14 protein-coding genes are annotated in these 13763 nt (G+C 34.8%); 12 read left to right on the top strand and 2 right to left on the bottom strand.

The features are described from left to right. Positions 1-157: 157 nt before the first annotated feature. Positions 158-544, top strand: a complete 387-nt coding sequence (locus R1X58_RS00590) for a nucleoside triphosphate pyrophosphohydrolase family protein (protein ID WP_240571141.1) — start codon at positions 158-160, stop codon at positions 542-544. Positions 545-600: 56 nt separating this feature from the next. On the opposite strand, the gene R1X58_RS00585 is transcribed toward R1X58_RS00590, so the two are convergent. Beyond that, positions 601-1668 carry a branched-chain amino acid aminotransferase gene (locus tag R1X58_RS00585; RefSeq protein WP_240571139.1) on the bottom strand — a complete coding sequence of 356 codons (1068 nt, stop codon included), beginning with the start codon at positions 1666-1668 and terminating at the stop codon, positions 601-603. 94 nt (positions 1669-1762) lie between these two features. Between R1X58_RS00585 and R1X58_RS00580 the strand changes: the two genes are divergently transcribed. The 9 genes from R1X58_RS00580 to R1X58_RS00540 all read left to right on the top strand — a co-directional run bounded on the left by R1X58_RS00580 (position 1763) and on the right by R1X58_RS00540 (position 10523). Further along, positions 1763-2227: a DUF4920 domain-containing protein gene (locus R1X58_RS00580; RefSeq protein WP_240571136.1), complete on the top strand. Its 465-nt coding sequence runs from the start codon at positions 1763-1765 to the stop codon at positions 2225-2227. Between the two features lies 1 nt (position 2228). Continuing rightward, on the top strand, positions 2229-2909 hold the full coding sequence (gene mnmD, locus R1X58_RS00575; RefSeq protein WP_240571134.1) for a tRNA (5-methylaminomethyl-2-thiouridine)(34)-methyltransferase MnmD: 681 nt from the start codon (positions 2229-2231) through the stop codon (positions 2907-2909). A 261-nt stretch (positions 2910-3170) separates the two neighbouring features. Beyond that, positions 3171-4076, top strand: coding sequence for a TIGR01777 family oxidoreductase (locus R1X58_RS00570; protein ID WP_240571130.1), 906 nt, complete (start codon positions 3171-3173; stop codon positions 4074-4076). Between the two features lie 138 nt (positions 4077-4214). After that, positions 4215-4754 carry a nucleotide exchange factor GrpE gene (locus R1X58_RS00565; protein WP_240571128.1) on the top strand — a complete coding sequence of 180 codons (540 nt, stop codon included), beginning with the start codon at positions 4215-4217 and terminating at the stop codon, positions 4752-4754. 9 nt (positions 4755-4763) lie between these two features. Beyond that, positions 4764-5879: a molecular chaperone DnaJ gene (gene dnaJ, locus R1X58_RS00560; protein WP_240571126.1), complete on the top strand. Its 1116-nt coding sequence runs from the start codon at positions 4764-4766 to the stop codon at positions 5877-5879. Positions 5880-6198: 319 nt separating this feature from the next. Then, positions 6199-7128 (top strand): ABC transporter ATP-binding protein, encoded by a 930-nt coding sequence (locus tag R1X58_RS00555; protein WP_240571124.1) that lies wholly within the window; start codon positions 6199-6201, stop codon positions 7126-7128. 4 nt (positions 7129-7132) lie between these two features. Beyond that, positions 7133-8440: an ABC transporter permease gene (locus R1X58_RS00550; protein WP_240571121.1), complete on the top strand. Its 1308-nt coding sequence runs from the start codon at positions 7133-7135 to the stop codon at positions 8438-8440. A 1-nt stretch (position 8441) separates the two neighbouring features. After that, positions 8442-9335, top strand: coding sequence for a mechanosensitive ion channel family protein (locus R1X58_RS00545; protein WP_240571119.1), 894 nt, complete (start codon positions 8442-8444; stop codon positions 9333-9335). A 24-nt stretch (positions 9336-9359) separates the two neighbouring features. After that, positions 9360-10523, top strand: a complete 1164-nt coding sequence (locus R1X58_RS00540; RefSeq protein ID WP_240571117.1) for a sigma-54-dependent transcriptional regulator — start codon at positions 9360-9362, stop codon at positions 10521-10523. Positions 10524-10543: 20 nt separating this feature from the next. Here R1X58_RS00540 and R1X58_RS00535 read toward each other — a convergent pair whose 3' ends face one another. After that, positions 10544-11308 (bottom strand): hypothetical protein, encoded by a 765-nt coding sequence (locus R1X58_RS00535; protein WP_240571115.1) that lies wholly within the window; start codon positions 11306-11308, stop codon positions 10544-10546. Positions 11309-11456: 148 nt separating this feature from the next. Here R1X58_RS00535 and R1X58_RS00530 point away from each other — a divergent pair, with 148 nt between their 5' ends. Together R1X58_RS00530 and R1X58_RS00525 are read left to right on the top strand one after the other, a co-directional pair. After that, positions 11457-12308, top strand: coding sequence for a PPK2 family polyphosphate kinase (locus R1X58_RS00530; RefSeq protein WP_240571113.1), 852 nt, complete (start codon positions 11457-11459; stop codon positions 12306-12308). 68 nt (positions 12309-12376) lie between these two features. Then, the gene (locus R1X58_RS00525) at positions 12377-13759 is read left to right on the top strand and encodes a M20/M25/M40 family metallo-hydrolase (protein ID WP_240571111.1); all 1383 of its coding nucleotides are present in this window, start codon (positions 12377-12379) and stop codon (positions 13757-13759) included. The last annotated feature ends 4 nt before the right edge of the window (positions 13760-13763 follow it).

Raw genomic sequence — 13763 nt, 5'->3', positions numbered from 1 at the left:
GAATTTTCGGTGTAGTTTTAAATCTTTTCGGTACATGAATCCTATAATGATAGAGAATACAATAAAAAATATAATTCCGAAAATGATTTGACCTTTACTAAACATATAATTAATTTTAGGCAAAAATAGTAAAACAGATTTCAGAAATAATAGATAAATGAAGAATAAAATTGAAGCTGTAAAGGCATTTCATACAGCGTTTAAAATAGGACATAGGGAAACACCAACGGCCGATTTGGGTTTAGAAAAAAATACTTTGCGTTTTAATTTAATGAAAGAGGAAAACGAAGAGTATTTGGAAGCTGCAAATAATAACGACTTGGTAGAGGTTGCCGATGCTTTAGGTGATATGCTTTATATTTTGTGTGGAACGATTATAGAACACGGAATGCAATATAAAATTGAAGAGGTTTTCGAAGAAATTCAGCGAAGCAATATGAGTAAGTTAGGAGAAAATGGTCAGCCAATTTATAGAGAAGACGGTAAAGTACTTAAGGGACCAAATTATTTTAAACCAGATATCGCATCCATTTTAGATAAATAAAAAAAGAGAAGCTATTTAGCTTCTCTTTTTTTAATATCAATATTTTTAAGTAGTGCTTAGTCTACTTTGTATCTCCATCCGTAAGGATCTTCCACTTTATTCGTTTGAATATCGGTAATACGTTTCTTTAAGAAGCTTGCAAAATTTTCTTCTAATTCAGGTAATTCAAAATCTTCATCTTTGTATCCAAATCCTGAAATAGGAGAGATTACAGCAGCAGTTCCGGCCCCAAACATTTCTTTTAAAGATCCGTTTTTAGCAGCTTCAACAACTTCATGAACCGAAAGTTTTCTTACTTCAACATCAATACCTTCAGCTTTAGCTAATTCAACAATACTTTTACGGGTAATACCATCTAAAATTCTGTCACTTGTAGGCGCAGTAATTAAAGTGTCGTTAATACGAACAAAAATATTCATAGCTCCTGCCTCTTCAATGTATTCATGACTTGTATCGTCTGTCCAGATAACCTGTTGGTATCCTTTCTCAACAGCTAATTGTGTTGGGTAAAATTGTCCGGCATAGTTACCACCAGCTTTAGCAAAACCAACACCACCATTAGCAGAACGCGAATAGGTTTGCTCGATTAATACTTTTACTTTTCCAGAGAAATAAGATCCAGAAGGAGCAGTACAGATTAGGAATTTATATTCGTTAGCCGGTGAAGCATGGAACCCATTTCCTGAAGCAAAAATAAACGGACGAATATATAGCGAACTACCATCTTGCTTAGGAATCCAGTCTTTATCAACTTCTAATAAAGCCTTTAAACCGTCCATAAAATAGTTTTCAGGTAATTCAGGCATCGCTAAACGCTTGGCCGAAATATTTAAACGCTTAAAGTTGTCTAACGGACGAAATAAATATACGTCTTCATTAGCATCTTTATAAGCTTTCATACCTTCGAAAACCGATTGTCCGTAATGGAAAATCTTCGCAGAAGGGTCTAAACTTATTGATTGGTAAGGCACTACTTTTGGAGCTTGCCATTTTCCATCTTTATAGTTGCACTCCAGCATGTGGTCAGAAAAAACACTTCCAAAAGACAAGTTGTTAAAATCTACATCATTTATTTTTGTAGTTTCTGATTTTATAATCTCTATGTCGTTGATTATTGAGTTCATAAATAAGGTTGTTTTAATGCTACAAATTTAAGTAAAAACGTTTTTAAAAAAGCAGTATATTTACAACTAATCAATAAAAATTGAATTTTAACGGATGAAAAATATATTATTTTCATGGATTTGCGTTTTTCTCTTCTTTTCTTGCAAAGAAAAGGTGTCTTACGAATCGTTTGGGAAAGAAATTACTGCCATAAATGCGAACAATGTAAAATCGATGGCAAAAGCATATAATGACATGCATCTTGGAGATAGCACAAATTATAAATTAATAGCTGAGGTTAAGGACGTTTGCAAAGCTAAAGGTTGCTGGATGACTTTAAATTTGGAAGATGGTAATGAGGTGATGGTGAAATTTAAAGATTATGCTTTTTTTGTTCCGCAGGATATTGAAGGAAAAGAAGTGATTATTGAAGGTAAGGCTTTTGTAAATGAAGTTCCTGTTGATGAATTACAACATTATGCTCAGGATGCCGGGAAATCTGAAGAGGAAATAGCAGCAATCACTCAACCTAAAAGAACGCTGTTTTTCGAGGCCGAAGGTGTTTTAATAAAACAATAAGTTGGAAAGAGAAGTAGTTATAACCGGAGACGGATCGTCTACCATACATTTACCACAGTGGAATGAGCAATATCATTCCAAACACGGTGCTATTCAGGAAGCATGTCACGTATTTATAAAACACGGGCTGCATCATTATTTGGAAGTTCAACCAGAAAGCGATGAGATTTCAATTTTAGAAATAGGTTTTGGTACAGGATTAAATGCTTTTATCACATTGTTGGAAGCAGAAAAATTGAACTGTACAATGAACTATTATGGGGTAGAAGGTTACCCTGTATTGAAAGATGAAATTGTACAGTTAAATTATCCAAGTCAATTACAGGCTGATGATAAGGCTCCTCTTTTTATAAGTTTACATGAGGTTTCTTGGGAAGAGAAGCATAATGTTACTCCAGCCTTTACCCTCACAAAACAAAAGCGATTTTTCTCTGAAATAGAGGAAAAAGAACAATATAATCTTATTTATTTCGATGCTTTTGGTGCTCGGGTTCAGCCAGAATTATGGACCGAAAACATTTTTCAAAAAATGTACGATGCACTTCAAATAAATGGTGTTTTGGTCACCTATGCAGCAAAAGGAAGTGTTCGTCGTGCCATGCAGGCAGTTGGTTTTAGTGTTGAAAAATTGCCTGGTCCTCCAGGAAAACGTGAAATGCTCAGGGCTACAAAAAAGTCTTGAGCATTAGGCGAAGCCAAATGTTGAGAGCAACGAAACATTCAGTGTAAGCTAAATGCTTAGAGCTGTTAAAAAGCTATAAGTATTCGGTAAAATATATTCTTTTTTTTTATGGTTTTTAGCCTTGTATTTTTTATTCTGATAATGTTAAACCTAACATAAATCTATAGTTTGTGGTATTTGCTTTTCGTAAATTTAATCAATGCTTAATGAGGGTTTCAAAATTTTAAATTGAAGTTATAAGCTTATTGAAAAAGATTAATTATGAGGGTTTTAATTACCGGAGCGACAGGGTTAATAGGAAAGGAGATTGTAAAATGTTGCCTAAAGAAAGGTATTCAGGTAAATTATTTAACAACCAGTAATTCGAAAATAGAACAAAAGGACGATTACCAAGGATTTTATTGGAATCCAAAATCTCAGGATATCGATACCAATTGTTTTAAGGATGTCGATGCTATAATTCATCTTGCAGGTGCAACTGTGTCTAAGCGATGGACACCTTGCTACAAAAAAGAAATTTTATCCAGCAGAAGAGATTCTACCCGTTTACTGGTAAATAGTTTAAAAGGCGAAATGCACACCATAAAACAAGTGATTTCTGCTAGTGCTATCGGTATTTATCCAGACTCTTCAACTAATTATTACGAGGAAAATTATAAAATTAAAGTTAGCTCATTCTTAAGTAAAGTTACCCATATCTGGGAATCTGAAGTTGATGCTTTTTCAGCGTTAGGCATGGTAGTTTCTAAAATCCGTATCGGTTTGGTCCTGTCAAATAAAGGCGGCGCTTTAAAAGAAATGCTGAAACCTATAAAAATGGGCGTAGGCTCTGCTTTTGGTGATGGAAAACAATGGCAATCCTGGATTCACATAAGTGATCTGGCCGAGTTGTTTTTGTATGTTTTAAAACATCAGTTGCCTGGAGTGTATAATGCCGTAGCACCTAATCCTGTTACTAATGCCGAATTAATAAAAACTATTGCTAATAAATTGGAAGCGCCTTTGTTTATGCCTAATATTCCAAAGATTGTTATGAAGATGGTTTTGGGTGAAATGCATACTCTTTTATTCGATAGTCAGCGTGTAAGCAGTAAAAAAATAGAAGACAAGGGGTTCTATTTTAAGCATCATCATTTACAACCAGCGTTGACTGATTTATTAAGTTAAATTTTATAGTCTTTCTGCAAATTCTTCAGTTTTATAAATTTCCACTAAAATTATTTCGTGACATTATGACATTTTTACAATAATGGCAGTACTTTTGCCAATCAGTTTTAGTATTTGTATAAAAATTTAGATACAGCGATGAGTAAAAAAGAACACGATATAGAAAAGGAGCAAATAGAAGCCGTAGAAAACGAAACAGTTGAGGTTGAAGAACAAGTAGAAGAAAAAACTGTTGAAGAAAAGCTTCAAGACGAATTAAAGCAAGAAAAAGATAAGTTTTTACGCTTATTTGCTGAGTTTGAAAACTATAAAAAAAGAACTTCTAAAGAGCGTATCGATTTGTTTAAAACAGCAAGTCAGGATGTTATGGTGTCTCTATTACCAGTTTTAGATGACTTCGATAGAGCTTACGTTGAAATTTCTAAAACCGAAGAAAAAGAATTATTGAAGGGTGTTGAGCTTATCAGCAATAAGTTAAAAACGACACTTCAACAAAAAGGTTTAGAAGTTATTGAAGCGGCTCAAGGAGATGCTTTTAATGCAGACAATCATGAGGCGATTACACAAATACCAGCACCTTCAGAAGATTTAAAAGGAAAAATTATCGATGTTATCGAAAAAGGATATAAGCTTGGCGATAAGGTAATTCGTTTCCCTAAAGTAGTAATTGGACAATAAAAAAGGAACATGGCTAAAAGAGATTATTACGAAATATTAGGTGTGAGCAAAGGTGCTAGTGCAGCCGAAATTAAAAAGGCGTACCGAAAGAAGGCTATTGAATTTCACCCTGATAAAAATCCGGATAATAAAGACGCAGAAGCGAAGTTTAAAGAAGCAGCAGAAGCTTACGAAATATTAAGCGACGCCGATAAAAAAGCACGTTACGATCAGTTTGGTCACCAGGCATTCGAAAATGGTGGCGGCTTTGGTGGTGGCGGTATGAATATGGATGACATATTCAGCCAGTTTGGTGATATCTTCGGCGGAGGCTTTGGTGGCGGCTTCGGAGGTTTCGGCGGTGGCGGTGGTCCACGTCGTGCTAAAGGAAGCAACCTGCGAATTCGTGTTAAGCTAACTTTAGAAGAAGTTGCTAACGGCGTTGATAAAAAAATTAAAGTTAAACGTAAAGTTCAGGCGCCAGGTACAACATATAAAACCTGTACAACATGTAATGGTTCTGGGCAGGTAACACGTATAGCAAATACCATTTTAGGAAGAATGCAAACTTCTGCACCTTGTAATGCGTGTGGCGGTTCTGGTCAAACTATCGATCAAAAACCAGCTGATGCTGATGCACAAGGTTTAAAAATTTCAGAAGAAACCGTTTCTATAAAAATTCCAGCTGGGGTTGTAGATGGTATGCAACTTAAAGTTTCAGGAAAAGGAAACGAAGCTCCAGGTAATGGTATTCCAGGAGATATTATCGTAGTTATTGAAGAAGAGCAACACGAAAAATTACAACGTGAAGGCGACAATCTTCACTACGACTTATATGTGAGTTTTCCAGATGCGGTTTTAGGAACATCGAAAGAAATAGATACTGTAACCGGGAAAGTGCGTATTAAAATTGAGCCAGGTGTACAATCTGGTAAAATTTTACGCTTACGCGGAAAAGGTATTCCAAGTATTAACGGCTACGGAAAAGGTGATTTACTGGTACATGTAAATGTATGGACACCTAAAACATTAAATAAACAACAACGTGAATTTTTCGAGTCGATGCAGGAAGATGAACATTTTGCACCGAAACCGGAAAGTTCAGATAAATCATTTTTTGAAAAAGTAAAAGATATGTTTTCTTAAAAAGTAGCAGTTTTTAGTTTAATGAAACTAACCTGCTGTTTTTTAAAAAGTTCTTAATTCATTTTATTTGGAATTAAGAATAAAAAAACTATATTTGATTCATCACTAAATTAATTTTAGTGATAATTTTTCTTTTTCATAGCAATTTTTTCCCATCCTTAATCCTTTTTAAGGGTGGGTTTTGTTTTTATAAAAACATCAAAAAGCTATTTGATTTATAATTAATAAATTAGGCTTTTAGTATTAAATTCTAGAAACCATTTAGAGGTCTCTTAACATTTAATATCTTTACCAATCATTAGTCAATTTAAATTACACAATGAGCAACTTATTAGAAGTTAATCAGGTTTCTAAACATTTTGGAGACTTCAGGGCATTAAATAACGTGTCTATATCTATTCCAAAAGGCAGTATATTCGGATTATTAGGCCCGAATGGCGCCGGAAAAACCACATTAATTCGAATCATAAATCAAATTACCATGCCAGATACAGGTACGGTAAGAATAGATAACGAGTTACTTAACGCAAATCATATTAAAGATATCGGGTATTTGCCAGAAGAGCGCGGTTTATATAAATCGATGAAAGTTGGTGATCAGGCTTTATACTTAGCGCAATTAAAAGGTTTAAGCAAAGCTGAAGCTAAAGAGCGTTTAAAATACTGGTTCGATCGTTTGGAAATTGGCGACTGGTGGAACAAAAAAATTCAGGAACTTTCAAAAGGAATGGCGCAAAAAATTCAGTTTGTGGTTACAGTGTTACATCAACCTAAACTTTTAATTTTCGATGAGCCTTTTTCAGGATTCGACCCTATTAATGCCAATTTAATTAAAGACGAAATTTTAAGGTTACGTGAAGATGGCGCTACGGTTATTTTTTCAACGCACCGTATGGAGTCGGTTGAAGAGTTATGCGACGATATTGCCTTAATTAATAAATCGAATAAACTACTAGACGGAAAGCTGATTGATATTAAACGTCAGTATAAAATTAACACCTTCGAAGTGGGTATTAAAACTGCTGATCATCTCATTTTACAGAATGAATTATCTGATAAGTTTACTGTATCTCCGGCAAATTTTAAAACCTTAGATGATGAACTGAAATTAAACATCAAATTATCGAACGGAGAAAGCCCAAACGATTTATTAAACTACTTAACATCTAAAGGGGAGGTGTCACATTTCGTGGAATTGATACCAAGTGTTAACGATATTTTTATTCAAACTGTAAAGAATAATCAATAAAAAAATGAACCATTTACCACTTATCATAAAGCGAGAGTATTTAACAAAAGTTAGAAACAAATCGTTTATAGTCATGACGTTTTTGAGTCCGTTGGTTATGATTATTCTTGTTTCGGTTGTTGCTTATTTAACACAATTGAATAACGAAAAAGTCAGAATAATTTCAATATTGGACGAATCTGGTTTGGTACAGGATGTTTTTAAGAGCAACGAAAAGACGACTTATAATGTATTAAACGATATGTCGCTTAGTGAAGCTAAAATCTTTGCTAAGGAGACCGAAGCTTACGGCTTGCTTTACATTGGTGATTTTAAGGATGCCAACAATGCTTCAAAGCATATTCAATTTTATTCGGAAGAATCACCATCACTAACACTTATTTCAGATTTAGAAGGTCAGTTAGAAAAGAAACTAACGAATTTGAAATTGTTAGATAATGGCGTGGATGTCGATATGATTAACGCTTCAAAAATCAATATTAATATCGCTCAGGAAAGTTTTGAAGGAGAAAAGACTTCAAAAACCGATAGCGTGGTAAAACTTATTTTTGGTGGCGCTGCCGGTTATTTGCTATTCATGTTTATCATTATTTATGGCAACATGATTATGCGAAGTGTTATTGAAGAAAAAACCAGTAGAATTATTGAGGTTATTATTTCTTCGGTAAAACCAGTGCAGTTAATGTTTGGTAAAATTGTTGGGACTTCTTTAGCAGGGATAACACAGTTTATTATTTGGTTGATTATCGGAAGTATTCTGCTAACCATTATTTCTGTTGTTTTCGGAATTAATGTCATGGAAAGTCAGCAGCAGGAAATGATGAATCAGGCTATGGCGAATCCAGAAATTAATGAACAGGTTCAAAATTTTGTAACCTCGTTTTATAATTTACCATTAACTAATTTAATTTTTGCGTTTATCTTATTCTTTATCGGCGGATACTTGTTATATAGTTCGTTGTATGCGGCTATTGGTGCTGCTGTAGATAATGAAACCGACACGCAACAATTCATGTTACCTATTATTACGCCGTTAATGCTGGCGGTTTATATAGGTCTATTTACTGTAATTGAAGATCCTCATGGAACGGTATCAACAGTATTTTCATTTATTCCATTAACATCTCCTGTGGTTATGCTTATGCGTATACCTTTTGGTGTACCGCTTTGGCAACAATTAGTATCTTTTGTACTTTTAATAGGTACTTTTGTGTTTACTGTATGGTTTGCTGCTAAAATTTACAGAGTAGGTATTTTAATGTACGGAAAGAAGCCTAGTTATAAAGAACTGATTAAATGGATTAAGTATTAATATGATTCAGGAGTTAGAAAAATTGGAGAAAATAGAAAACGCTGTAAGTAACAGTTCGTGGGGACATAAAATCAAGGATTTTCTAAACTTGCATGTTGAAATAACCGATAAGATTCACATTTCGGTACTCGATGTTATAGCTATTATTACAGCCATTTTTATAACGACTTTAGTGCTTCGCGTTCTTTTAAAATTGATTACTAAAAAGTTGCCGGATGAAGAAAAAGGAAAATTTAATGTGGTTTTCGGTTACTTCAGATGGCTTGTCTATCTCATCATTCTTTTAATTACTCTTAATGCAGTAGGCGTTAATGTTACCGCGGTTTTTGCAGCATCGGCAGCTTTAATGATCGGTATTGGTTTGGCACTTCAAACCTTATTTCAGGATATAATTTCCGGAATTTTTATTTTGGTTGATCAAACCGTGCATGTTGGCGATATTATAGAATTAGAGGGGAAAGTAGGTCGCGTTGAAGAAATAAAATTACGAACCACCAGAGCAGTTACCATTGATAATAAAGTGCTTATTATTCCCAATCATCTGTATTTAGAAAACAGTTTGTATAACTGGACTCAAAACGGAACCACAACGCGAGAAAGTGTGGCTGTTGGTGTCGCTTACGGGAGTGATGTGCAATTGGTAAAAAAACTTTTAATACAAGCGGCGAATTCACATCCTGATGTTATGGCAACTTCAGAAACCGTGGTGCGTTTCGATAATTTTGGAGATAGTTCTTTAGATTTCCGTGTAGTTTTTACGCTTGCAGATAGTTTTAATGCTGGATTACCAAAAAGTGATATTCGTTTCGAGATTGACCGTTTGTTTAGAGAACACAATGTTAGTATTCCGTTCCCACAACGCGATATACATATTATTCAAAACCCAAATCAATAAATAGAATTTTAAAAGGAAAATATTATGCCCAAAATTTTAATTATAGAAGATGAAGCAGCTATTCGTCGCGTACTTGTTAAAATTCTTTCAGAAGAAAATGATACTTATGTTGTTGAAGAAGCCGAAGACGGTTTAGTTGGTATCGATAAAATTAAAAATGACGATTACGACTTAGTACTTTGTGATATTAAGATGCCTAAAATGGATGGTGTTGAAGTATTGGAAGCAACTAAAAAAATAAAGCCGGAAATTCCAATGGTTATGATTTCTGGTCATGGCGATTTAGACACAGCTGTGAATACCATGCGTCTTGGTGCTTTCGATTATATCTCAAAACCACCAGATTTAAATCGTTTATTAAATACAGTTAGAAATGCTTTAGACCGAAAGGAACTTGTTGTTGAGAATAAGTTATTGAAGAAGAAAGTCGGGAAGAATTTTCAAATGGTAGGTGAGAGTGAAGCGATTTCACATATTAAAGATATGATTGAAAAAGTTGCACCAACCGATGCTCGTGTTCTGGTTACAGGACCAAATGGAACAGGTAAGGAATTGGTAGCCCATTGGTTACATCAAAAAAGTGATCGTAACAAAGGACCGATGATTGAGGTTAACTGTGCAGCCATACCAAGTGAATTGATAGAAAGTGAATTGTTTGGTCATGTTAAAGGAGCCTTTACAAGTGCTGTTAAAGATCGTGCAGGAAAATTTGAAGCCGCTAATGGCGGAACCATTTTTCTTGATGAAATTGGCGATATGAGTTTGCCAGCACAGGCAAAAGTTTTGAGAGCCTTACAGGAAAGTCGTATTCAGCGCGTGGGTAGCGATAAGGATATTAAGGTAAATGTTCGTGTGGTTGCGGCTACCAATAAAGACTTAAAAAAGGAAATCGCCGATGGGAAATTCCGTGAGGACTTGTATCATCGATTAGCGGTAATTTTAATTCAGGTGCCACCACTAAACGACCGTAGGGATGATATTCCGTTATTGGTGAATCACTTTTCTGAAAAAATAGCGAGTGAACATGGTACGGCTAAAAAGGAGTTTTCAGCGAAAGCTTTAAATTTACTTAAAGATTACGACTGGACAGGAAATATTCGTGAGCTTCGTAATGTGGTAGAACGCCTGATTATTTTAGGCGGAAAAGAGGTAAGTGAAGAAGACGTCAAGTTATTTGCAAGTAAATAACCTGACGTTTCAAAATAGGTTTATAATTTACACGAGTCTAATTCAGCTAAATAAGCCGAAGCTAATGTTTTTAGTTGATTCGTGTAATAAACTTTTAATGCTTCAGTAGTCATTTCAGAAGTATTTCCTGAACTGGATTTTGAGATGTTTTGATGCCCGCAATTACAGCTTTTTAAAGTTTCGTTGTAGGTTTTAATATTTAAGTCAATCATCTTTTCATAAGACACAACGAGCTGTTGCTTTTTAAGTAGCAGCTCTTTTTCTTTTTGTGCGGCTAATTGCTTTTTAATCTCAGCTTCCTTACGTTTAAGTGCTTCCTGCTGTGCAAGTAAAGCGGCCTGTTCATTTTTTAGGCTGGCTAAATCATTACTATCTGAGGCATCGGCTACATCCTCTTCAATAACTTCAGGCATGCTGTATGAAGATGTTGCACATTTATCCATTTCAATAACACTTTGCTGGCAGAATTCTTTTGCTCGTTTTACAAAGTATCTACCGTCTTCATAAGTAGGCTGGTCGTCAACTTTGGCTAAAACTTCTAAAGCTTTATTGGCTTGTTCTAAAGCTTTGGTGCAATTGCAGTCTGCCAAGGTCTTTTTAGCAAGATTTATAGACTCTAACGATCGGTGTGCAGAGTATTTTAAGTGACTTATATTATTAGCTTCGTAAGACGATTTTACATGGGAATAAGCACTTACCAGATAAGCATTGGCATTGTCGCATTTGTTTTGTGCATGTATGCTTAAGGTGCTAATTAAACAAAAGAGGTAGTAAAAATTTTTCATATAATTTGGGGTTATAACATAAATAGGTAAGACGAAAATACCAAAAACATTGTACTTTTCGGTGTTTTTCATCGAAATTGTAGAATTTACTATATTTAAAACTTTAATTAAAAACCTCAGAATTTAACATTTACTTACTTCTTTGACTATGGAAAAATACAAAGTAACTTCAAATATTACCCTAAAGGAATTAGAAACTAAAGTTGTTATTGATGACGCTAAAAAGGAATTGAAACAGGTTCGAAAAAAGCTGGGGAAAATACAGGATACCATGTACGCTCATGGTAAATATGCTGTTCTTGTGTGTTTGCAGGGGATGGATACGGCCGGTAAAGACAGTTTAATACGCGAGGTGTTTAGAGATTTTAATACACGCGGTATTATTGTTCATAGTTTTAAAGTACCAACCGATTTAGAATTGAAACACGATTATTTATGGAGACACTATATTGCACTTCCTTCACGTGGTAAATTCGGAATTTTTAACCGAACCCATTACGAAAATGTACTGGTAACACGCGTGCATCCGGAATATATTTTAGGAGAAAATCTACCAACCATTACAAAAGTTGAGGATGTGAATAATGAATTTTGGGATAGGCGTTTTCAGCAAATCAATGAATTTGAACAGCACATTTCTGAAAACGGAACCATCATTTTTAAATTCTTTTTAAACCTTTCTAAGAAAGAACAGAAAAGCCGATTGTTAAGACGCCTGGAAAAACAGGAAAAAAACTGGAAGTTCTCGCCCGGAGATTTAAAAGAGCGTGAGGAGTGGGATCTTTATCAGGAATGTTACGAAGATGCCATAAACAGAACATCGAAACCCCATGCTCCCTGGTATGCTATTCCGGCTGATGATAAGGAGTCAGCACGTTATCTCGTTGCTAAAATTATGTATGATACCTTAAAAGAATATAAAGATATTGAAGAACCGGAGTTGGATGATGAAATAAAGAAACATCTGGAGAAATATAAAGAGCAACTCAATAACGAGTAGTTTTATTTATATAGGCATTTACATTATAATAGAATTGAATTATTTTTCAAATAAATAAAAACGAATATATGAAGAACCTAACCCTTTTGTGTTTATTAATTATTGCATCAATAGTTTTTAAATCTCATGCCCAAACTGATGATGAAGTTTTAAAAACTATTTATACAAGTTCATTAACCGAGGGAGAAAGTTACAATTGGTTAAATTATTTATCCAATCAGATTGGAAGTCGTTTATCAGGATCATTAGGAGCTGAACGAGCGGTTCAGTACACCAAAGAAGAGTTAGAGCAGTTAGGGTTAAGCAAGGTTTGGTTACAGCCTGTTATGGTCCCAAAATGGATAAGAGGAGCCAAAGAATATGCATACATTGAAACAGTTCCGGGGAAGACCAGCACCGTTAATATTTGTGCTCTAGGAGGATCAGTAGCAACATCACCTTTAGGGATTAAAGCTCAGCTTGTTGAAGTTCATAATTTTGAAGAATTAGAAGCTTTAGGAAAAGAGCAAATAGAAGGAAAGATAGTGTTTTATAATCGTCCAATGCAGGCCGATTTAATTAATACATTTCAGGCTTATGGTGGTTGTGTTAATCAGCGGTACAAAGGGGCAGTTGAAGCAGCAAAATATGGAGCGGTAGGTGTTGTGGTTCGGTCTATGAATTTAAGATTAGATGATTTACCACATACCGGCAGCATGACTTATGACGATTTACCTGTAGCGCAACGTATTCCTTCGGTAGCTATCAGTACCAACGATGCTGAAACGCTTAGCACGATGTTAAAATTAAGTAAGGATGTAAAACTATATTTTAAAACTAGCTGTAAACAGTTAAACGATGTACAATCTTATAATGTTATTGGGGAAATTACCGGTAGTGAATTTCCAAATGAATATATGGTTGTAGGTGGGCATTTGGATTCGTGGGATTTAGGAGATGGTTCTCATGATGATGGGGCAGGAGTCGTACAATCTATGGAGGTTTTAAGATTACTGAAAAAAGCAGGAATAAAACCTAAGCGAAGTATTCGTGTGGTTTTATTTATGAATGAAGAAAATGGTTTACGCGGAGCTAATAAATATGCCGATGTGGCAAAACAAAAAGGAGAAAATCATGTGTTTGCTTTAGAAAGTGACTCCGGAGGTTTTACACCTCGAGGCTTTAGGTTTGATTGTGATGAAGCTAATTTTAATAAGGTGTTAAGTTGGAAAGAGCTGTTTAAACCGTATTTAATTCACTATTTTGAAAAGGAAGGCAGCGGAGCCGATGTCGGGCCGTTAAAAACAGATAAAAATGTGTTGGCTGGTTTGCATCCGGATTCACAACGTTATTTCGATCACCACCATGCCAGTAATGATACTTTTGATGCGATTAATAAACGCGAACTGGAATTAGGTGCTGCAACTATGACAGCTTTAGTATATTTGTTCGATAAATATGGAATAAAATAAAATT

Origin of the sequence: Aestuariibaculum lutulentum, from assembly GCF_032926325.1 — a bacterium.
Taxonomy (GTDB): domain Bacteria; phylum Bacteroidota; class Bacteroidia; order Flavobacteriales; family Flavobacteriaceae; genus Aestuariibaculum; species Aestuariibaculum lutulentum.
The sequence above is the reverse complement of the archived record's forward strand: the minus strand, read 5'-3'. Positions and strand labels throughout refer to the sequence as shown.

Coding starts and splice junctions, on each gene's coding strand:
- R1X58_RS00580 (WP_240571136.1), top strand. CDS start 1,763: ATGAAAAATATATTATTTTCATGGATTTGCGTTTTTCTCTTCTTTTCT.
- dnaJ (WP_240571126.1), top strand. CDS start 4,764: ATGGCTAAAAGAGATTATTACGAAATATTAGGTGTGAGCAAAGGTGCT.
- R1X58_RS00570 (WP_240571130.1), top strand. CDS start 3,171: ATGAGGGTTTTAATTACCGGAGCGACAGGGTTAATAGGAAAGGAGATT.
- R1X58_RS00550 (WP_240571121.1), top strand. CDS start 7,133: ATGAACCATTTACCACTTATCATAAAGCGAGAGTATTTAACAAAAGTT.
- R1X58_RS00585 (WP_240571139.1), bottom strand. CDS start 1,668: ATGAACTCAATAATCAACGACATAGAGATTATAAAATCAGAAACTACA.
- R1X58_RS00540 (WP_240571117.1), top strand. CDS start 9,360: ATGCCCAAAATTTTAATTATAGAAGATGAAGCAGCTATTCGTCGCGTA.
- R1X58_RS00555 (WP_240571124.1), top strand. CDS start 6,199: ATGAGCAACTTATTAGAAGTTAATCAGGTTTCTAAACATTTTGGAGAC.
- R1X58_RS00535 (WP_240571115.1), bottom strand. CDS start 11,308: ATGAAAAATTTTTACTACCTCTTTTGTTTAATTAGCACCTTAAGCATA.
- R1X58_RS00565 (WP_240571128.1), top strand. CDS start 4,215: ATGAGTAAAAAAGAACACGATATAGAAAAGGAGCAAATAGAAGCCGTA.
- R1X58_RS00545 (WP_240571119.1), top strand. CDS start 8,442: ATGATTCAGGAGTTAGAAAAATTGGAGAAAATAGAAAACGCTGTAAGT.
- R1X58_RS00590 (WP_240571141.1), top strand. CDS start 158: ATGAAGAATAAAATTGAAGCTGTAAAGGCATTTCATACAGCGTTTAAA.
- R1X58_RS00530 (WP_240571113.1), top strand. CDS start 11,457: ATGGAAAAATACAAAGTAACTTCAAATATTACCCTAAAGGAATTAGAA.
- R1X58_RS00525 (WP_240571111.1), top strand. CDS start 12,377: ATGAAGAACCTAACCCTTTTGTGTTTATTAATTATTGCATCAATAGTT.